The sequence below is a fragment of the Staphylococcus ureilyticus genome (assembly GCF_025558845.1).
GTDB classification, from domain to species: Bacteria; Bacillota; Bacilli; order Staphylococcales; family Staphylococcaceae; genus Staphylococcus; species Staphylococcus ureilyticus.
Map to the genome: position 1 here is coordinate 2,262,471 of NZ_CP094825.1, position 20,602 is coordinate 2,283,072.

The following is a 20,602-nucleotide window of genomic DNA, read 5'->3' on the forward strand; positions in this document are numbered from 1 at the left end:
AGTATTTTTACTTGAATCACTTCATTTTTTATATTGTCTGAAAAATTACAAACAACCGTTTTGTTACATAACTGTAATAATATATTTCGATATCTTTTTTATATATTGGGGCCAAACTTGCAAATTTTTTTGTACAAAATTAAAAAAGGCCTTTGATTTGAGGCCTTTTTTAATCTTTTCTCTTACATTTTAACTATACGTATTTTCAATATATTACATTAATCAAGCATATATCTGCTTATTTTATGCTAAAAATTTAAATACTTCCTTATTATATAATTTCAAAACTTTCATATAGAACATATGGATTAAGAAACCTATCATAAACGGAACGACAAAAAAAGCGATAAATACATATAATAGATTAAGTAGTAACGGCGCTTCCATATGTCTAAATGCACTGATTGGCCCAACGAGTCCAATGATACCAAAACCTGCAGATTCTTTGGTACCTGCAATACCTAGCAATGCACCAAAAAAACCAGTGATTAGCGCATTGGTAAAGATAGGTAATAAAATGATAGGATGTCGAACCATATTAGGAATCATCATTTTTACACCACCTAAAAATATTGTGATAGGTACACCTGATCGATTTATTTTCATCGTACCTGCAACGAGAACTCCTTCACATGCTACGATACCTAATGAGGCTGAACCTGCTGCTAAACCACTAATACCAATAGCTAATGCTGTAGCCACTGTAGAAATTGGTGAAATGATGATGAAACTAAAGACAAGTGCAATAAGCATTGACATGATGATAGGTTGTAATTCTGTAAATGTATTAACTAAGTTACCGATACCAGTCGTAATTAATTGTATGTATGGTAATAACGTCAAACCAATCAAACCTGAAATTACACCAACGATGGTTGGTAAAATAATCAATGTGAGACTACCAAAACGTTCACCAATTACCAATATAAAAAATACTGCAATTGCTGCTGTAATCATTGTATTAATTAAGTCTCCTACTCCAGCAAGTACCCATACGCCATCTTTAAATTGCGCAACACCACTGCCAACAAAAGCTGAACTAGCAACTACAGCGGTCGCTAAAGGCGTTAAACTAAAGCGCATTGCAATCAAAGCACCTACCAATAGTGGAACTGTAAATTGAATACCTAAAACAACCTGTAGTAAAGATTCAAAAATGGCATGTTTCGGCGCTAAAAGCTTAAACACCTCACCTAAAATAGCATTAGGTATGAGCCCAGCAACAATTGCAATTGCTACTCCAGATAATACATTATTAATAAATTGTTTCGGACTTACTTTGATCATTGTGTGCCTCCTATGTTGTGATAAATAAAATATACCATATTATCGCAATTTTCAGAATATTTATTTATGTAAAATTTTCCATTTCAAATTAAAAATGTAGTTAAGTATATTCTCAAAATTTTCCAACTCTACAGTATGCTTACAAATCACAAAAATTGCACACAAAATACGGACAGACATTCATACCTATTGCATGAACTTGTCTATCCGTATACTTTGGTTGCTATTCAAAACGATATTAAACCTTGTTGTCGCTAAAATTTATCATACTCTAGTACATGCGTATTATTGATGAAACCGTGTTATTAACATACCTTATTTTTCGTCCATGAATTCACGCGTCAATACTAAACCTTGTGTTGCATTCTCAAAAAATTCTAGCTTTTGTAGTGTATTTTGCTCTGGCAAGTGTTGCTCAAATTGTTCCCATATCCAAAAGGCAATATTTTCAGCAGTTGTATTCATTGATGGCAATGTTTCATTAACGAGTTGACCATCCAAATAAGTTGCGATTTTTTGATTATATATTTTATCTACTTCATTAAAATCTAATGCCAATCCGGTATCGTCTATTTCAGATAAAATTTCAATATCGAACTTATAATGTTGATTTGCTAAATCTTTGTGTGCTGTTTGACTGAAATATATTCGATTATCACAAGTGAATTCATAATAATTTTTAATAAGCACTGCATTACTACGGTATTTAAATTGTTCGGGTGGTTGTACTTGATCAAAATTCGTCATAGTTAAAATCTCCTTTTCAGCATTATATTTATCTATACCCTTTAAGCTAGAATATATGGCCTCTTATGTTTTTGATATTACATTTTAGGCTATAGAAAAATAATTGAAATAATTCAAATTAAAGGAGTATTTTATGACTATTCAAATACAACGCATTTATGAAAAACCACTTAAAGAAGGCGTACGTGTACTTGTAGACCGTGTTTGGCCAAGAGGTATATCAAAGGATCAGGCCAATTTAGACCATTGGCTAAAAAATATTGCACCTACATCCGAGTTAAGAAAATGGTTTAATCACGATCCTCAACTTTATGCTGCATTTAAAGAAAAATACGAGAAAGAATTACGTGAAAATGAGGAACAACAAGAAGCTTTTAGTGAATTGCAAGATATTATTGCTAACAGTAAGCAAGATGTCATTTTGCTATATGGTGCAAAAGATGAGCAACATAACCAAGCAATTGTGTTGCAACAATTATTACAATAAGGTGTGAGTATGATGACTCAGTGGCAAATTGACATAAATGATCCGGCTGTACAAACGCTTATGAATCAAGATGAGACACTTGCAAAACTTATAAAGCAAATTGGCAACATAGAAATAACATTACGTACCAATCCGCTAAAATCGTTAATTCGTTCTATCATTGGACAGCAAATTACCAATAATGCCGCTTCAGCAATTTTCCAAAGATTTTCCGATGCTATACACAATCAATGGACCCTTGAATCGATTTTAAGTTTGAAGGAAACACAAATGAAACATATTGGTCTTTCAAAAACTAAAATCAACTATATTCAAAATTTGCTTGGGTATATAGAACAAAATAAATTGGATTTTGCTAATTTACATGAATTAGATGATGAAGCTGTAAAACAAGTTTTAACACAGGTCAAAGGGATTGGTCGTTGGACATCAGAAATATTTTTAATTTTTACATTAAAACGTGAAAATATACTACCCATTTTTGATGTAGGTTTACAGAGAGCCGCACAATGGCTATATCAAACCTCAACCGCAGAAAGAAAAAAACAGCTCACTCTCTGTGCAAAACAATGGCATCCATATGCTTCATATGGAGCATTTTACTTGTGGGAAGCAATTCATCGAAATTTATTAAATTACGATTCTATTGACTCAGTTATAGATAAATCAACTTCTTAATAAGTTAATTTTATAGTTCCTAACTATGCCTTCAATATGGTAGAACAAAATTATTTTATATAATTTTGTTCTACCACACTGTTATCATTACATTATTTAGTAAATTGTGCCGTGATAGGCTAAAATATTTTCTAGACATTTATTGCTTATACAAACTTTTTTCACCTTTTGGCAATGATTCTATAAATTTTCTTGGGTTTTCCGCATAATCGTTGCCAACGCCACCTTTCATTCTTTGGAAATGTAGATGCGGTCCTGAAGTTTGAGAACCAGTATTACCAGAAAGTGCGATGATTTTTCCAGCTTCAACTTTGTCTCCAGGTTCCACTTTAAATTCATTTAAATGCATATACCATTGATGGTATACACCATTTTCTTCCCTAATTTGCACTACCTTACCACCTAACTCATTTTCAAAAGTTCTAGTTACCTTACCATCTGTTGCAGCAGTTACTGGTGTGTTTTTAGCTATACCATAGTCGATGCCATAGTGTTTACCATCAAAGTCATTATATTCATAATCACCAAAAGATTCTGTCTCTCTACTAATATTAAAAATACTTCTATCTGTTTCTTTTTCATCTTTATTTCCATCATTTTGTTGCACTAAATTTTCTCTTATATATCGTTGTACCGTATCTATATTTGTTAATAATAGTATTAACGGCACTAACACAATAATTAATAATAGTATCATTTTAAATGTATTTTTCACTATCTGATTCACCTTTTAAATTATGATATTAATATCATAATAAATGCTTTCATCTATATTTTGCTAATTATTCAACTTAAAATCTTCTCATACTTTCGTACTAAATGAATGGCATCAAAATATCAAAACACTTTTAGTAAACATATATCCATTGAATTCAGATATGAAAATCTCTTGATACCATTAATGTAAAATAAACGTCAATTTCTAATTTATTTTACTAGAAACCGACGTTTATTTTCAGTGACAAATATTTAAGCTCTATGCTTTTCTATTATTTTAATAAAATTTAAGAAATGCTAACGCGCACGTTCTTACAAGTGATGTATATTAATATCTTTAAAATTTATGAAGCAATACCTATTCATTTAAATTACACGTTATAACTTTCTAACATATGTTCCATCAAAGTCCAAACGCGTTCAACATCTACAGATGTAGCAAAATATGCATTTTTTTCTTTGTTTGTAACATTATTTAAGTCGACTGACATTGTACCGTAAGTGAGTGAACTTTGATGTTCTATGTCGATATGTGTCTGTTGCATGGTAAATAAGTCTGGCTGCAATAAGTATAAAATTGTACACGCATCATGAATAGGACCGCCATCCATATTAAAATGCGTTTTATACGTAGATTTGAAAAATTTTAGTAGTTCAACAACAAATTTAGATATTTTATTATCAATAGCACTAAATCTTTGAATAACTTCATCTGTTGCTAAAACTTGATGTGTCACGTCTAGCCCAAAAACATTAATGTTAATACTACTTTCAAATACACGTGTAGCAGCTTCTGCATCTACCCAGATATTAAATTCAGCAGTAGGTGTCCAATTTCCGAAAGTACCGCCCCCCATGATAGTAATAGAATCAATGTATTGAGCAATACTAGGATCTTTAATTAATGCGGTAGCAACGTTAGTAAGCGGCCCCGTTGCTACAATTGTTACAGGGTCAGAGCTTTGTTTCAATGTTTTAATGATTACATCTGCAGCGTGATATTGTGTTGGTTTCAACGATGGTACTTCTGGTAATTTAGGTCCATCTAATCCAGAATCTCCGTGAATTTCAGAAGCAAACGAAGCAGGTTTTATGAGCGGACGTGAAGCACCTACTGATACTTCGATATCTCGTCTTCCCATAACTTCTAATACATTAAGTGCATTTTTGGTGTTTTTTTCAACTGCTTGATTTCCAGCTACAGTGGTCACTGCTAGTATATCAAGCGTGCTATGTTTCGCACCTGCAAGAATCAATGCTATCGCATCATCATGACCTGGGTCACAATCCATGATTATTTTTTTAGTCATTTAACACACTCCAATCTTCTTATATAAATATAAATTGTACTAACTTTATCTAAGTATCATTTTGAAGTTAATATTTTATTATTAAACACAACTACCTAAATCGCAACAACATGCTTTCAATTATATTGCTCTGTCTTTTTATACTACTGTTAAATCTATCATACTACTTTTCCATTGCATCCGCTTTTTATTTTTCCGAAAATTCACTTATTTTTATAAAATATCATCTTATTTGTACGAATTATGTTTGCTGTAATTAAAAAAGCTGGTAAGTTAGTATCATTAAACAACTTGAGGTGGTCTTAAATGCGAGCAATTTTAATTGGTATATTAGCTGCTTTCTTTTTTCTATTACATTCATATTAAACCATGCAATGTCTAACGACGGCGGAAGTTGGCTTTTTAGTGCGTCACTACGTTTTATTTTTATGTTTCCGTTTTTTAATTAATAATGGTTATTGGGAAGCATAAAACCCGCCATCATGTTGTTCTGCTGCATATTAAACAACATTTTTTCGCGTGGCTATTGTGGAGTTCTCTTGCCTTTGTCTTTTTCTATGTGCCTATAACTTTTGTATCAAATTATAGCCCGGGCTGGCTTATTTCTGCAACATGGCAATTAACTATTATTTGCGGCCTTCTCACTGCTCCTTTTTTCTACACATACATACAACAAGATACAGCTACAATTAAAGTGCGAGAACGAATCGCATGGCGCCCGTTAATTACATCGAGCATTATGATTCTAGGTGTTATTATTGTACAAATACCACACATTTCAAATATAGACTTGCATATATTTTTATTATCGGTTTTACCGTTAATCGTTGCGGCATTTTGTTATCCATCAGGCAATCGTAAAATGATGGTGCTTGTTGGCAATGACTTAAATACGATTGAACGGATTTATGGTATGACCTTAGTCACCTTACCATTATGGTTGCTCATCTTTCTCATTGGATTGGCTAGGCAAGGACCGCCATCTTCAAATCAAATCATGCAAACTTTCTTAGTTGCAATTTTCTCTGGTATTATCGCAACAACATTATTCTTCTATGCTACAAATATGGTAAAACACAATCAAACTAAGTTAGCTGCAGTTGAAGCAACACAAGCGATGGAAATCGTTTTTACATTAATTGGTGAAATGTTACTTTTAGGTTTAGCGTTACCAAATATATTGAGTATCGTTGGTATTATGATCATCACATTTGGTATCATTATCTATTGTTTTTTAAATAGTAAAATAAATAATCGTAAAATAGAAATAAAATAATGTTATAGTCAGTTATGTTTATTGACAACTTGTGCGTAAAGCAAGATAATTTGTCTGATGCTAATAACAAATATAGAGGTGTAATCAATTGAATCATACTCATATAGATCCCCGTATTATAAGAACAAAGAAATTATTAATGGATGCTTTTCGTGAAATTGCAAAAGAAAAAAAGTTAGTATCGATTACAGTTAAAGATATCACCGAACGTGCTACTGTCAATCGCGCTACTTTTTATGCTCATTTTTACGATAAATATGACATTATGGATTATACATTGTCTGAAACAATCTTAAAAAATTTAAATCAATCACTCAGTATGGTTGCAGAATTAAATGAAAATGCATTGTGTCAATGTTTTATTACAATCACTAGCTATATTCAAGATACGCACGAAGAGTGCCGTCTAAACAGTGAAGCATATGGTGAAATTGTCGAAAAAAGAATTAAAGAAGAATTAGAAGATATTTTTTTAAAATTAATGTCTGATGAACACAAAGATATAGATAGAGAAACGCTTGCTACAAGTGCACGTTTTCTTTCATGGGGGTTATACGGCATTGCCAAACATTGGTTTCATTCAAGTAAATTGCCTGCTGAAACGTATATCAACAAGTCATTACCTTTCATTACATCACAACTTTCAAAACAAAAATAATTCACATACAATGAGTTTAGACAATGAAAATAGTTGTTCTGTAAACATTCACCCCCTCGTTAAACCATCAGTTATCATAACTTTATTTCACGAGGGGGATAATATATTTGAGTACAACAATTGTTTAAACATTGTGTTTCTTGATAAATTCTAATACTTCACCTGTTATCGCCACTGCATTATTGCTTTCTCCTTCCACTCCCCCGTAATGTAGGCCGATTAGTTCATTATTATCATTAAAGACAGGTGAGCCTGAATTCCCACCAAATGTGCTAGCACTATACGTCAATATGTTATCATTATTACTTTTGACTTTACCGGAACTTTCCCACATCGTTGCTAAAGGTTTGTCACCTGGATAACCAGTAACTGTTATTGGCTCATTGCTCGACACAGTGGTAGATTCTCCAATAGTGGCAGGTGTCACAACATCACCAACCGATTGTCCTTCACTGTTTTTATTAAAATGAATAACTACTAAGTCAGCATCACCAGGATATGCTATCACTTCTTTTGCCTTAAAAGTACCGTACGGAAAACTATTTTCATTTTCAGCAGCGGGCGCAAACGACAGATTTGCATTATTGTTATCCGCTACATGTTTATTCGTCAGCACTGTATTTTTACCAATAACCACACCGGTAGCAATCATTTCTCCTTTTTCTACGTAGCCAATTGATTGGTAATGACTCGTTCGAGTATTTTTAATTTGATGTCTATTTTCACCTGGTAGCATTACCCTTGGCGTGGCAGTATCTATTTGGTTGTGTTCATTACTCTGTTGTGAATCTGGCAAAGTTCCATTTTGCGTTTGTGCTTGCGTCTCATCATTGATAGCGCTTGATAAAAATAATAGAACACCTATAACGATGCTAACTAAAATATTTTTCAACAAAAGTACCTCCTATTTAAAAGATATTACTTTTTAAATTTACAGAATTTTAAGATTTTAATCAATAATCATTAATGTTTCATTATGATTTTATAAATCGTTAATATTCATTCACAAATTCAACAATCATTGGGACATTAACTAAATAACTTAAACAACATATTGCTCACGTTGTTGTTTATACAATGAATCTATAAACATGTTGTTTGCATTATAATAAGTCGTGACATATAATCAATCTAAACAACATATGTTTCTTAGTTTACAATCGTTGTTTAATATGATTGAAGAGGAGGGATAGACGTGACAACAATTCAAACACACAATGGTTTCAAACGAACTTTTCAACAGGAACATTTAACCTTAGGATTAATGTTACCCTTTGACGATTCTGAAAATATCGCATTGCCGTTTGATCAACAAATAGCATTAGTTCAATATGCTGAAAGACTTGGATTCACAAGCTTATTTGTGCGAGATAGTCCTTTATATAGTCCGCATCTTGGTAATGTAACGACAAACTACGATCCGTTTGTATTTTTAACTTTTATCGCTGCCAACACATCCAAAATCGCTCTCGGAACATCTAGTATTGTTGCAACATTACGTCATCCTGTGCATATAGCTAAAGCATCTGCTTCTCTTGATTTAATATCAAACGAGCGATTATTATTAGGGATTGCTACTGGAGATCGGCAATTTGAATTTCCAACTTTTAAAATCAATCCGAATGTGCTAAGTCAACATTTTCAATCAGCTGTATCATCTTTAAAAGAACTATGGCAATCATCATCACCACAAACGTCAAATCATTTATTTGAACTGTATGAAGATTCTGGCCTACAAGTATTACCAAAGCATAAGCATATTCCAATTTTCGCAACAGGATACGCCAAACAGCATATAGATTGGTTAAAAACGCATTTGGATGGGTGGCTATTTTATCCTCAACCATTCCAACAACAAAAGGCATTATTACAGCAATGGCATCAAAATGAAACATTCAAACCATTTATGCATCCTTTAGTCATTGATTTATCAGCGAATCCAAATGAACTTGTAAAACCAGTTAAAGGTGGTTATCGCTTAGGAAGAAACACTTTGTTAAACATCCTAAAAGCGTACGAACGCATCGGAACCAATCATATCATGTTGCAGTTTATAACCAACAACAGAACTTATAAAGATATATTAACAGAGGTCGGCAATGAAATAATCCCACACTTTCCACCTCGACATTTACAGGAGGACAAAATTTATGAAACTACTAGATAGAATTAACCAATTAGCAAATAAAGAAAAAGTACAGCCTTTGACTGTAGAAGAAAAACAAGAACAGCAAGTATTAAGACAAGAATATCTTCAAATGATTCGTGGCCAAGTCGTTAACACATTTTCCACTTTAAAAGTTGTGGATCCTTTAGGTGAAGATGTTACGCCTGATAAAGTTTATAAATTGCGTGAAGAAATGGGCACGCTAAATTTAGATTAATAAGAAACCCGTCAAGCAGAAAATGCTTAACGGATTTTCTTTGTATCAATTAGATTGAAATATACTAATGATTCAGTTCATCATATTTAATTTTATACTAATCTCATCATTCTAAGTGACTATTACCGTCTATTTCATTTTTAAAAATTGTATATTCATCATGAATACAATGTGTAACGTCACTTTATAACAATAGAAAATCATCTTTATCATGTTTAACCATTTAATATGTTTTCCATGGAGCGATCTACACTGCCTGCATACATACTTCCAAATTTTAATAAATGCACCATTAATAAATATAAACGATAAAATTCTAATCGCTGATTCGCACCTTTACTTAAAGGATAATGCTTATTATAGGAATCATAAAAAGTTTGAGTAAAGCCACCAAACACAGTAGTTATACCTAAATCAAATTCTCTATCACCATATAATGGTGCCGGATCAAACAATGCAGGTTGACCATTTTCTAAGAACATATAGTTACCACCCCATAAATCACCGTGTAATAATGATGGTTTACTCGTATGGTCACTCAACGCATTTACAATGACTTCCCGCACGCTATGATAAGTTTGTACATCTTCCTCTATCCATAAACCTTGATCTACCAATCTATCTTTTAAATGATCTAGACGACGTTCAACAAATATGGTTGTCCAATTATCAGACCAATCATTGTCGAATGATACATCACCGCCTTCATAAGGTAAATCAAAACCAAACTTGCCATCTGGCTGCTGTTGTTGATGCATTTTAGCTACCAATTCTCCAAGTTCAGCTTGGCTACCTTGGTTTCCTTCATTTAAAAAACTTAGCAAAAGATAGGCATCTCCATCGATTTCGCCACTATCAATGACTATCGGCGCAGTAATTCCAGCTTTTTCAAACAAATTGAGGCCAGCAACTTCTGCAGCAAAAAAGGCTTTACTTCTCTGACGTTGTACTAATAAAAAATATGGCTCTTGAGATGTTTCTACACGATATGCTTCATTAACATCTCCACCACTTACTGGTGTAATAGACTGTATATTGTCTAATGGTAATTGTGATTGCCATTGTTTTTTCATAAAAATATCCCTCCATTATTCCATCACATCATTGTACTATTACCGTTTTATTTAAAATTTAATCAAAATCAGTGTCTTCCCTAATAATTTGAAGGTTATATTAATATTTCTTATATATACTAGGCATACGAATACTAAAATGCTAGTCTATTAAAGACAATTATTTTCATCTACTACTAATTAAACAAATGGAGCGATGACAACATGTATAAGTTAATTAAACCTATATTATTTCAATTAGACCCTGAAAAGGCGCATGGCATGACGATAAATGCTCTTAAAATCCCACAAAAGCATACTAAATTGTTGCCGATACTTGAAAAATTATTTCATTATCAACATCCGATATTATCGCAAAATATGAAAGGGATTCATTTTGCAAATCCAATCGGATTAGCTGCAGGATTTGATAAATCTTGTGAAGTTCCTAAAGCATTAGATAAAGTAGGTTTTGGTGCTTTAGAATTAGGCGGAATAACACCTAAACCACAACCTGGCAATGCTAAACCACGCATGTATCGTTTAGTAGAGGACCATGCTCTGATCAATCGTATGGGATTCAACAATTTAGGTATGAACAAAGCATTGAGCAACTTAAGAAAATTTAGTTACCATACACCTATTGGTATAAATGTAGGTGTAAATAAAACAACACCATATGAATCACGTTATCAAGATTATATAAAAGTCATCGACACATTTAAAAATGACGTTACATTTTTCACTGTTAATATCAGTTCGCCTAACACGGAAAACTTACAAAGTTTTCATGATAAAAATGAATTTTCTCAATTATGTTCTGCTATACAAAATTACAAAATCCAGCATGAACTAGATGTACCTATTTTTATTAAATTAACATCTGATCTTAGTCCAGAAGGTTTATCACAAATACTTAAACCTATCACACAAACGTTTGATGGCATCATTTTAGCTAACACTACGCAAAAACGTGAACAGTTACACTCCATTAATCAAAAAGAAACTGGTGGGTTAAGTGGTAAACCTTTATTCGAACGTAATTTAAAACTTATTGCACAAGCATATAGGGAAACGCAGGGGCAGTTTTTAATCATTGGTACGGGCGGTATTTTCACAGTGAATGATGTCATCAAAATGTTACGTCATGGTGCATCATTGGTACAAATTTATAGTTCGCTCGTATTTGAAGGCCCCGGATTAACTAAAAAGATGAACAAACAACTCGTACAATATTTGCAAAACAATGGATACAATCATGTCAGTGATATCATAGGATTAGATGTGTAAAATATTTTAGTTTTTCTAATCGAATTATTTATTGTAAAATATTAATAGTGAAATTATGATAATTTTTTATTATATAGGGTAAATAATTACTGAAGGAGGCGCTAAAATGTATAAAAATATATTGTTAGCATATGACTTTGATAATTCTTTTAATAATGTTCCCCAAGAATTACAAAATTTAACTACTGGTGTTGATAATGCAAAAATCACTATTTTCAACGTGATACCTGAAGGTGATTTACAAACCTCAGTTCGCTATGATGGCAAACATTTTGAAGAATTAGCTGAAGAAAAAGGCAAAGAGATATCACCTTTTGTAGAAAAACTAGAATCACTCGGCTTAAAAATCCAAGTGAAGTTTCGTTCTGGCTACATTAAACAAGAAATATTAAATGAAATCGAAGAAAACAACTATGATATCGTCGTTATGAGTAATAAACGTGCCAAACCAGACATAAAAAATGTACTAGGTAATGTTACTCATAAAATCGCTAATAGCGCAAATATTCCTGTACTTATTATAAAATAATGTTACACCATTAATAAAACTCATTATTCTGTTAACAAATCTCTCGTAAGGATATGTCGTAATGGAATAATGAGTTTTTTGTCGTTGTTTTAGTTTGTCATATTGTTAGCTTGTTTTAAATATCGTTCAATGACTTGCAACACACCTGATTCATCATTAGATGGTGCTTTGTAATTTGCGACTTCAGCCACTTCTGGACTACATTCAGCCATTGCATAACTATTTGGCGTCATAGCTATCATTTCTATATCATTATTTGCATCTCCAAAAGCCATCAATTCATGAGGTTCAATCTTCCATTTATCTAAAAGTGTTTTAATCGCCACACCTTTATTCACTTTAGGTAATATTAAATCTAGACTATCATTTCCACTCGTTACTGGCTTTATTTCTTCTCCGTATTGTTCAGTCAAGCCTCTCATCACTTCATCTAAAAATTGTGGGTCTTTAATTCTAAGCGCAATTTTAACAAATTTATCTTGATTAATTGTGTTAAAGTCTGTAACTTTTGTTATATTAAAATAATATTTATATAAAAATGATAAAAAGTCGTTACTCACACTTTCTAATACATAAGCCGTTTTAACTCCACTTAACACAATATCTTCAATATGATAATGATTAATGATCAAATTCAAAACGTCAAAAACCAATTGTTGATCAAAATATTCAGCCGCTTCTAACTTGTTATTTTGATACGTCACTGCACCATTTTCGGCTATATATGCTATCTGCTGATCTTTTTCAGGAAAAAACGAACGCAATTGCGCATATTGGTTTCCACTAGCAATGATAAATTTCATATCCCTGTCCATCATGCTCTTAAAAATTTTATTGAAATAAGCTTCATCAAAGGTATTATCAGATTTAAAAAAAGTACCATCTTTATCTACCGCTATTGCTTTTATCAAATGTTACACCTTCCATTCCTGTACAAATCATTCAAAGATGAGATTGTCTTGTAAGTCATTACATTACAATAACATTGAACAAATGGCCATCTATATCACTAAATAACGCCCCATAATACCCTTCATGTTCTGTGCCTGTTTCGAGTACTTTTCCACCTGCCTGTTCAACCAATGAAACCAACGTATCAACTTCAGGTTTTGTTGAAACTGAAAGTGATACTAATGCTTCATTACTACCTATAGATGAAAGTCTAGAAACATTTTCAAATTGTTCTTTTTCTATCAGCATAATGATTTGGCCATCTTTCGTTTGAATACCTCGCATTTTATTCATCATGTCTTTATGTTTTTTGATTGTAAACCCAATCGTATCATAAAATTTTTCACTTGCTTCCAAATCTTGTACTGGTAAATTGAGCCATGCAGCGTTAATTTCCATCAGCATTCTCTCCCTTTTCAAATTTTTCAATGTATTACACACTTATAGTAAAACATAAAATACATTAGAACGCATGACTTAATCATTTTTTCATTTCAATAGCGTAAAGTTTTAAAATTTTTATTTCTTACGACAAACATTAATCACTATCATCCATTTTTGCTAGTGTTCTAATACTCTTTAAATTCACTTGCTTTAATAATTGGTCGTAAGTATGAAGTGCTTTTTGGGTCACTTTTTCTCCATTACTAGTTAAGTAAATATACATGGCTCGTTGATCTTCTACACACTCTTGTCTATATACAAGCTCAGTCTCTGTATTTTCCATTCTTACAATAAGTCTAGACATCGCACTTTGACTTAAATCAACCACTTTTATCAAATCATTGATCTTGTATTTTTTATTTTTTGACTTATAAATTCCATATAATACATAAAACTCTTTAATACTTAGATGGTATTGTTCTTTCAATTTCCTCTCGATCATCGCTTCAATATAATGTATATATTTCGTCATTTTAATCCAGTTATCCACTTTTTGTTCTTTTTTCATGATATATCTCCCCACTAACCATACATTTGAAAGTTTCTTCAGTTCATTAATTAATTCTTAAATGATGTTGTACAAAAATTATTAATTCTAGCTTCTGGGTTTTGTCTAACACTACCTATATAAATACTTGGCTTCAACAATAAATTTGGTAATCTATATCATTCAATATACTCAACATTTTAGCATTTTCTTTCTAGTTTAAAGGATAAAAATATCGAGTTAAAGACTAGATACTCACAACCCTTACTATGTATAGCTAATCATTTTGTTATTTTTCTAAACCATTTGCCTACATTCATTTTAAAAGATTTTAAAAATTATATATGCTTTCATCAACCCTATATAATTATGACATTATTTATCATTGAGCATAATACAAAAACCATTTTAGTGTACTAACAACAACTACTAATAAAATAAGTTCAATTCTATTAGTGTTTAAACTGTTAATAGTAACTAAAATGGTTTTAATTTATAAAATTAATCCGGTTTATATTTATTGCTTTTTCAATAATTGATCTTTCAAATCTTTACGTTCATATTCTAAAGAGTAAGGATCATTTAGCCAATAAATACCCTCGTCTACTTTAATTGTATGTCCATTTTTGACAGCCTCGGTACTTTTCCATAGATCTTTATTTTCAAAAGATAATTTAGTTCCTTTAGCTACAGGTGTAACCACGTAATCACCCGCCATATCTGGAATTTCCTCTTCAGAGATATCAGCTAAATCATTTTTCTTAGTAGCTTTTTCAACATTCTCTGGCATTTTTAAGCCAAATGCATCATACAACACTTCACTACCATGACCGTATGTCTTACCGAGTGCATACACTTTTTTATCAAAATCTTTAATAATTGAAACTGTTGTGTTTTCACCAATAGCTTCTTTTATTGTTTTACCATCATTTTTTGTTTTTTTATCCCACTTATCAATCCATGCATTCGCTTGTTTTTCCTTACCTATAATTTTCCCTAATTCTTGATGTTGCTCTTTGTAATCATGTTTCAAATAATCAAAAGCAATTGTAGGAGCAACTTTATTTAATTTTTTTAAATTTTTATCTGTATTGTAAGTAATAATTAAATCTGGTTTTAATTTTGCGACACTTTCCACATTCTCTGCATCTACTTTTTTGACATCTTTAAATTTATCTTTTAACACTTTGCTATCATTCACGATGTTAGCTACACCTACTATGTTCCCATCAAGTTGTTTTAAGCCACCTGCATAAGTAGCCCCCAGTACGACAATGCGTTTAGGTTTTTTAGGAATTTTCACTTTATCCCCTGAATCTTGAACATACGTCTTTGTTTCTTTCTTACTTTTTGATGATTCATTATTTGATTGATTACCACATGCTGCTAATACCAAAATAAGTGCAAGTAATGGTAATAATAATTTTTTCATTTCTAAATATCCCCTTTTCATATAATTACAATTTAAACTGAGCTTAATTATATATTATACTTCATTTATATTGAGCAAACCACAAAAATTTGTTGATTGTACTTTAATTATTGCTCAGCTTAATATAGAGAAAGTAGCGCTTTCGTATAATGATGGCGATCTTCAGAAAATAAATTAGTAATCATAAAATCATCGACAATTTCTCCATCTTTCATAACAACAATACGCTCAACAAATTGATTTAAAAATGCGATATCATGAGAAATCATAATGATGCCTTTGTTTGTTTGATCACAGTAATCTTTCAAAACTTTTATCATTCTTTGTTCAGCGATGACATCTAAGCTCGCTGTTATTTCATCACAGATTAACATATCAGGTTCTAGCATTAATGTGCGTATGGTGTTAAATCGTTGTAACTGACCACCACTTAACTCGTCTGGAAATTTTTGTAATAATACTTCTTCTAACTGCATGTATGACATTAAATATTTTAGGTTTGAGCGAATATCTGATGTTGATTGTGAACCTTTGTAATATCGTAATGGCTCTTCAAGCGCGGTTTGTATTTTGAATTTGGGATTAAAGCTGTCATATGCATATTGGAATATTGGAAGCATACTTAATCCTTGTGTTGAATAATAACCTTGGTAATCAGTTAATAATCCTAGCATGATATGGGCCAAAGTCGTCTTACCAGAACCGCTTTCACCAACAATACCTAGTTTTTCATTTGGAGATATAGTTAAGTTAATATTTTTTAAAATAGGCGCATTTTTATAAGCAAAGTTAACCTGTTTCAACTTAATCATTTATGCCATCCTTCCTTAACTGACTACGCGCATCAAATAATTTAAGACTATATGGTTTTACATTCCCATCTTTAAATGCTTGTACATGGTTAAAGTCTATGACCTTACCATGTTGAATAACACTAATCCAGTCACTAAAATCGAGCACATGAGATAAATTATGTGTAATCATCAATAAAGTCACCTTATGGACTTCCGCTAAGTGCTTGATTAAATGCATCACATTATAGCCAGTGATTGCATCTAATGATGCTGTAGGTTCATCAGCGATAATAATACTTGGCTTTAACATTAAAACACTGGCGATTTGCACCCTTGCAAGTTGACCTCCTGACAAGTTAAATCTATAACGCGTCATCACTGTTTCTGGATCTAAGTCCACCCATTTAAGTGCTTGTTTTACAAACTTATTAGCCGTTGTCTTGTCTACCTTATTATGCATTTTATAAATCGCAAGTAATTGCTTACCTAATTTTGTATGATCATTAAAACTATGTGTATAATCCTGAGATATAAATCCAATTTCTTTTCCTAGTAAATTGCGCACACCTGTGATGGATTGCCCTTTGTAAACTAGTGAATCAAAATGTGTGGTTAGCATATTAGGAACTTGTTGCACAAGTGCTTTTGCAGTTAAACTTTTTCCAGAACCGCTTTCACCCACCAAAACATTCACTTTACTTTTTCGTAATGCTAAATCAAGTTGATCTACAAGTCTTTGTCCGCTGTTATCTGTGATGGTTAAGTTCGCTATTGCTAAAAGGTTACTATTAGCCATCTACATCACGCTTTCTTTTTAAAAGTTTATCTCTCAATGCATCACCAGTTAAATTAAACAATAAAATAGTTAATGTGATTAGAAATGCTGGTACAATCAATAGTAAAGGATATGAACTGATATAATCTCTACCTGCATTTAACATTGCCCCCCACTCTGGTGAAGGTGGCTGTGCACCTAAACCTAGAAATGAGAGTGAAGAAATATAAAGTATAATCTTCCCAAAGTCTACGGTCATTAAAACAATCACAGATGGCATCACTTGTGGGAAAAAATGTTTAATAATAATACGATGTGTTGGTACATTAAATAGTTTAGCCATTTGAATATATGGTTTCCCTATTTCACTACTTACAATCGAACGTGTCAGTCGCGTGTATGTCATCCATTTTATAATCGTAATTGCTATCACTAAATTCCAAATACTAGGTTTAAAGAAACTTGCCATAGCAATCATTAACACAAACTCTGGAATACTTAATCCTATGTCAATAACACGCATAATTACAGTATCAACAAAGCCTTTTTTATAACCTGCTAAAAGCCCCAATGGTACACCGATTATTACAGTAATTAACAATGTGATTAAACTGATGATTAATGTATATCTAGCACCTATGATTACTCTTGCTAGTAAATCGCGACCATAATCATCTGTACCTAGCCAATGTGAACTACTAGGAAGCTCTAGTGTATGATTCAAATGTACCTCCAAAGCACTATCTGTTGAAATAAAAAATTGAGCAATGATGAGCAACAATACGTAAATACCAAACACGCAAAAGATAAAACTGCTTTTATTCATATCTTTCATTCCATATCACCATCCTGACCGTGGCGTTTTAATGTATCATTGATTTTATTAAAACGACGTTTAGGATCGATCCATAAAAGTAACAAATCACTAATCGTATTGGCTAACACCACAAAGCATCCAATCATGATAACGGCACCTTGTACTACCGGATAGTCCCTCGCTCTAATACTATCCACAAGAAAGTGACCTAGGCCCGGTATACCAAATAAATTTTCAATCACTACCGTACCACCAATTAAACTCCCAACAGACATTCCTAATACAGTAATCACGGGAATAATAGCTGGCTTAAATAAATCTTTCCATAATATATATTGTTCTGACATCCCTCTTAATCTAGCCGCTTCAACTTCTTTAGATTGATACAATTCAACTAAAGTCGAACGCATCAATCTTACATAATATGCACTCATTCCAACACTCAATGCAATGACAGGTAATATATAACCAGCAATGGAATCTAAACCTGATGAAGGAAGTATATTTAATCGTTGTGCAAATATATAAATTAATATCGTTCCTAAAAAGAAGGAAGGCACACTTACTGTAAATGAAGTCAGTATTCTTATCCATGTATCTACCCAAGTATGATAACGCTTAGCTGCTAACATACCCAAAGGAATGGCAACTAGAAATACGATAACTATCGTTAATATTGCAATCGTTAAGGTTGGAGGTGTATAGAAAATCAATTCCTTAATCACAGGTTCACCAGTTTGATAACTGGTACCAAAGTTCAATTGTATTATTTGACCTAACCATTGAAAATATTGCATTATCGGGGATTGATTAAGCTCTAATCGCTCTTTCGTTGCTTCAATTTGATCACTCGAAACATTCGCTACATCTAAGTGCAAAACCTTGTCAACTGGGTCTCCGGGTGTAAGTTTCATTAATATAAAAGTAATAGTAGAAAGGACAAACAATACAATGATCATTTGTCCAATTCTAGAAAGTATCTGTTTTAATATCATTCTTTTTTATCAACCTTATAATCAATAAGGTAAATACCTTCTGGTGTTGAAGTTAAATTTTCTACATCCTTATTCATTCCAACAATATTGTCATTGTAAGAAATATAACTGTTTGCGATGTCATCATTTGTAATATCAATGATTTGATTGGTAATGCGATTTCGTTCTTCTTTATCCACTGTTTTATTTAACTCATCTATTAATGCTGTGACCTTATGATTATCATAACCCCCTGCATTAATTGCACCTTTTGGTTTATAAGCTTGGTTAAAGAAATAACCTGTATCTCCTCTAGGGATTGTGCCGAAGCTGTAAAGTGAGGCATCCCATTGTTCTTTATCTTTTAAATACCCCTGTATGTCATCCACATTGCGTAATTTGATATCAATATTTGCCTTTTTAGCATCTGACTGAATCACTTGTGCAATTTTAGGTAATTCGGGACGACCATTATACGTAGATATCGTCAGCTTTAATGGGTGTGCTTCACTGTATCCAGCATCTTTCATTATTTTCTTAGCTTGCGCAATATCTTGTTTTTGCACATCTTTATTTTCTATAAAGTCGAGTTTATTGTTGAACGGTCCAGTTGCTGATGTTGCATAACCTTTTGAAACATTATCTGTAATACGCTTGCGATCAATGACTTTATCTAAGGCTTCACGAACCTGCTTTGTCATTTTGTCACTCGTGTGATTATATAATAATAATCCAGTTCTAAAACCAGAGACAGATGAAATTTTTGTCTTATCACTCTCTTTTAATGATTTAACTTTTTCAACTGGTACATCTGTAATAACATCTGCTTTTCCAGAATCTAAATCACTCGTGCGGGCATTGCCGTCTTCTTGATATGTAACATTGACGTGGTCTAGTTTAGGTTTGCCTTGCCAATAATCTTTATTTCGGTCCAATTGAATTTTCTGTGATTGTTTATAATCTTTGATTTGATATGGACCAGTGCCTACAGGGGTTTTATTGATATCTCCTTTAGCTTTAGTATCATAAATAGCTGAGAATGGGCTAGCTAATTCTGAAATGAGCTCAGGATATGCGGATTTAGTTGTGATTTGCAACTTTTGTCCATTCACTTTGATATCTTTGATTGGTAGTGAACCTTTGACTAAATCACTTTTTTGAATACTTTCCTCCAAACTAGCTTTAACCGCTTCGCCTGTCACCTTTTTGCCGTTTTGGAATTTAATATTATCTTTTAATGTTAAATCTAATTGAGTCGGTGATGTTTGATCATAAGATTTAACTAACAACTTTTGAACTTTGCCATCAGATGTCGCTTTAAACAATGATTCTGCAGCACCTATTTTCACAGGCACATCCGTTTCATATGGTGCGATAGATGTCGTTTTCAAAGGTAACTCTACATCTAAAGTTTTGCCTTTAGACTCGCTGTTAGAGCCACTACAACCAGCCAAAATCACTGCTGCAGAAGCTAATACTGTGATGATTTTTTTCATAAATATACCTCTTTTCA

General features: G+C 32.3%; 24 protein-coding genes. 9 read left to right on the plus strand and 15 right to left on the minus strand.

Features of this window, described 5'->3' with window-relative positions:
* Positions 1-243 precede the first annotated feature (243 nt).
* Positions 244-1,287, minus strand: coding sequence for a PTS sugar transporter subunit IIC (locus MUA21_RS11195; RefSeq protein WP_046206715.1), 1,044 nt, complete (start codon positions 1,285-1,287; stop codon positions 244-246).
* Between the two features lie 315 nt (positions 1,288-1,602).
* The gene (locus MUA21_RS11200; RefSeq protein ID WP_046206714.1) at positions 1,603-2,034 is read right to left on the minus strand and encodes a 6-pyruvoyl trahydropterin synthase family protein; all 432 of its coding nucleotides are present in this window, start codon (positions 2,032-2,034) and stop codon (positions 1,603-1,605) included.
* A 133-nt stretch (positions 2,035-2,167) separates the two neighbouring features.
* Here MUA21_RS11200 and MUA21_RS11205 point away from each other — a divergent pair, with 133 nt between their 5' ends.
* Both MUA21_RS11205 and MUA21_RS11210 read left to right on the plus strand, forming a co-directional pair.
* The gene (locus tag MUA21_RS11205) at positions 2,168-2,521 is read left to right on the plus strand and encodes a DUF488 domain-containing protein (RefSeq protein ID WP_107525284.1); all 354 of its coding nucleotides are present in this window, start codon (positions 2,168-2,170) and stop codon (positions 2,519-2,521) included.
* A gap of 12 nt (positions 2,522-2,533) precedes the next feature.
* Positions 2,534-3,199, plus strand: coding sequence for a DNA-3-methyladenine glycosylase family protein (locus MUA21_RS11210; protein WP_262561285.1), 666 nt, complete (start codon positions 2,534-2,536; stop codon positions 3,197-3,199).
* A 139-nt stretch (positions 3,200-3,338) separates the two neighbouring features.
* Here the strand turns inward: MUA21_RS11210 and MUA21_RS11215 are convergent, their stop codons facing one another.
* Positions 3,339-3,896 carry a M23 family metallopeptidase gene (locus MUA21_RS11215; protein WP_226857789.1) on the minus strand — a complete coding sequence of 186 codons (558 nt, stop codon included), beginning with the start codon at positions 3,894-3,896 and terminating at the stop codon, positions 3,339-3,341.
* A gap of 391 nt (positions 3,897-4,287) precedes the next feature.
* Complete coding sequence (locus MUA21_RS11220; RefSeq protein ID WP_262561286.1) at positions 4,288-5,226, minus strand: nucleoside hydrolase; 939 nt, start codon at positions 5,224-5,226, stop codon at positions 4,288-4,290.
* Positions 5,227-5,600: 374 nt separating this feature from the next.
* Here MUA21_RS11220 and MUA21_RS13390 point away from each other — a divergent pair, with 374 nt between their 5' ends.
* From MUA21_RS13390 to MUA21_RS11230, 3 genes are all read left to right on the plus strand, one after another.
* The gene (locus MUA21_RS13390) at positions 5,601-5,675 is read left to right on the plus strand and encodes a multidrug resistance efflux transporter family protein (protein WP_498370491.1); all 75 of its coding nucleotides are present in this window, start codon (positions 5,601-5,603) and stop codon (positions 5,673-5,675) included.
* A 2-nt stretch (positions 5,676-5,677) separates the two neighbouring features.
* Positions 5,678-6,502 (plus strand): DMT family transporter, encoded by an 825-nt coding sequence (locus MUA21_RS11225; RefSeq protein WP_336606218.1) that lies wholly within the window; start codon positions 5,678-5,680, stop codon positions 6,500-6,502.
* Between the two features lie 88 nt (positions 6,503-6,590).
* Entirely contained in the window at positions 6,591-7,160 is a 570-nt protein-coding gene (locus MUA21_RS11230) for a TetR/AcrR family transcriptional regulator (protein WP_103161494.1), read from the plus strand.
* Between the two features lie 124 nt (positions 7,161-7,284).
* Here MUA21_RS11230 and MUA21_RS11235 read toward each other — a convergent pair whose 3' ends face one another.
* Complete coding sequence (locus MUA21_RS11235) at positions 7,285-8,052, minus strand: trypsin-like serine peptidase (RefSeq protein ID WP_262561288.1); 768 nt, start codon at positions 8,050-8,052, stop codon at positions 7,285-7,287.
* 303 nt (positions 8,053-8,355) lie between these two features.
* On the opposite strand from MUA21_RS11235, the gene MUA21_RS11240 reads away from it, so the two are divergent.
* Together MUA21_RS11240 and MUA21_RS11245 are read left to right on the plus strand one after the other, a co-directional pair.
* On the plus strand, positions 8,356-9,327 hold the full coding sequence (locus MUA21_RS11240; RefSeq protein WP_262561289.1) for an LLM class oxidoreductase: 972 nt from the start codon (positions 8,356-8,358) through the stop codon (positions 9,325-9,327).
* Positions 9,311-9,544, plus strand: coding sequence for a DUF896 domain-containing protein (locus tag MUA21_RS11245; RefSeq protein WP_046206707.1), 234 nt, complete (start codon positions 9,311-9,313; stop codon positions 9,542-9,544). Before MUA21_RS11240 ends, MUA21_RS11245 begins: the two co-directional genes overlap by 17 nt.
* 215 nt (positions 9,545-9,759) lie before the next feature.
* Here MUA21_RS11245 and MUA21_RS11250 read toward each other — a convergent pair whose 3' ends face one another.
* The gene (locus tag MUA21_RS11250) at positions 9,760-10,617 is read right to left on the minus strand and encodes a fructosamine kinase family protein (protein WP_262561290.1); all 858 of its coding nucleotides are present in this window, start codon (positions 10,615-10,617) and stop codon (positions 9,760-9,762) included.
* 204 nt (positions 10,618-10,821) lie between these two features.
* Here MUA21_RS11250 and MUA21_RS11255 point away from each other — a divergent pair, with 204 nt between their 5' ends.
* Together MUA21_RS11255 and MUA21_RS11260 are read left to right on the plus strand one after the other, a co-directional pair.
* Positions 10,822-11,886 (plus strand): quinone-dependent dihydroorotate dehydrogenase, encoded by a 1,065-nt coding sequence (locus MUA21_RS11255; RefSeq protein ID WP_262561291.1) that lies wholly within the window; start codon positions 10,822-10,824, stop codon positions 11,884-11,886.
* Between the two features lie 106 nt (positions 11,887-11,992).
* Entirely contained in the window at positions 11,993-12,415 is a 423-nt protein-coding gene (locus tag MUA21_RS11260; RefSeq protein WP_070037261.1) for a universal stress protein, read from the plus strand.
* Between the two features lie 89 nt (positions 12,416-12,504).
* On the opposite strand, the gene MUA21_RS11265 is transcribed toward MUA21_RS11260, so the two are convergent.
* The 9 genes from MUA21_RS11265 to nikA all read right to left on the minus strand — a co-directional run bounded on the left by MUA21_RS11265 (position 12,505) and on the right by nikA (position 20,585).
* On the minus strand, positions 12,505-13,326 hold the full coding sequence (locus MUA21_RS11265; protein ID WP_262561293.1) for a Cof-type HAD-IIB family hydrolase: 822 nt from the start codon (positions 13,324-13,326) through the stop codon (positions 12,505-12,507).
* Between the two features lie 58 nt (positions 13,327-13,384).
* A complete protein-coding gene (locus MUA21_RS11270; RefSeq protein ID WP_064209218.1) occupies positions 13,385-13,765 on the minus strand; it encodes a VOC family protein in 381 nt (126 codons plus the stop codon).
* 139 nt (positions 13,766-13,904) lie between these two features.
* Positions 13,905-14,318, minus strand: coding sequence for a transcriptional regulator, SarA/Rot family (locus MUA21_RS11275; RefSeq protein ID WP_107525291.1), 414 nt, complete (start codon positions 14,316-14,318; stop codon positions 13,905-13,907).
* A gap of 496 nt (positions 14,319-14,814) precedes the next feature.
* Positions 14,815-15,729, minus strand: a complete 915-nt coding sequence (locus MUA21_RS11280) for an ABC transporter substrate-binding protein (protein WP_046206700.1) — start codon at positions 15,727-15,729, stop codon at positions 14,815-14,817.
* A 119-nt stretch (positions 15,730-15,848) separates the two neighbouring features.
* Positions 15,849-16,541, minus strand: coding sequence for an ABC transporter ATP-binding protein (locus MUA21_RS11285; RefSeq protein WP_262561294.1), 693 nt, complete (start codon positions 16,539-16,541; stop codon positions 15,849-15,851).
* A complete protein-coding gene (locus MUA21_RS11290) occupies positions 16,534-17,319 on the minus strand; it encodes an ATP-binding cassette domain-containing protein (protein WP_262561295.1) in 786 nt (261 codons plus the stop codon). The genes MUA21_RS11285 and MUA21_RS11290 overlap by 8 nt, the downstream gene beginning before the upstream one ends.
* The gene (nikC, locus tag MUA21_RS11295; RefSeq protein ID WP_107525293.1) at positions 17,312-18,133 is read right to left on the minus strand and encodes a nickel transporter permease; all 822 of its coding nucleotides are present in this window, start codon (positions 18,131-18,133) and stop codon (positions 17,312-17,314) included. The genes MUA21_RS11290 and nikC overlap by 8 nt, the downstream gene beginning before the upstream one ends.
* Positions 18,130-19,110, minus strand: a complete 981-nt coding sequence (gene nikB / locus MUA21_RS11300) for a nickel ABC transporter permease (RefSeq protein ID WP_107525294.1) — start codon at positions 19,108-19,110, stop codon at positions 18,130-18,132. The genes nikC and nikB overlap by 4 nt, the downstream gene beginning before the upstream one ends.
* Entirely contained in the window at positions 19,107-20,585 is a 1,479-nt protein-coding gene (gene nikA, locus MUA21_RS11305; protein ID WP_107525295.1) for a nickel ABC transporter substrate-binding protein, read from the minus strand. The genes nikB and nikA overlap by 4 nt, the downstream gene beginning before the upstream one ends.
* Between the last annotated feature and the right edge of the window lie 17 nt (positions 20,586-20,602).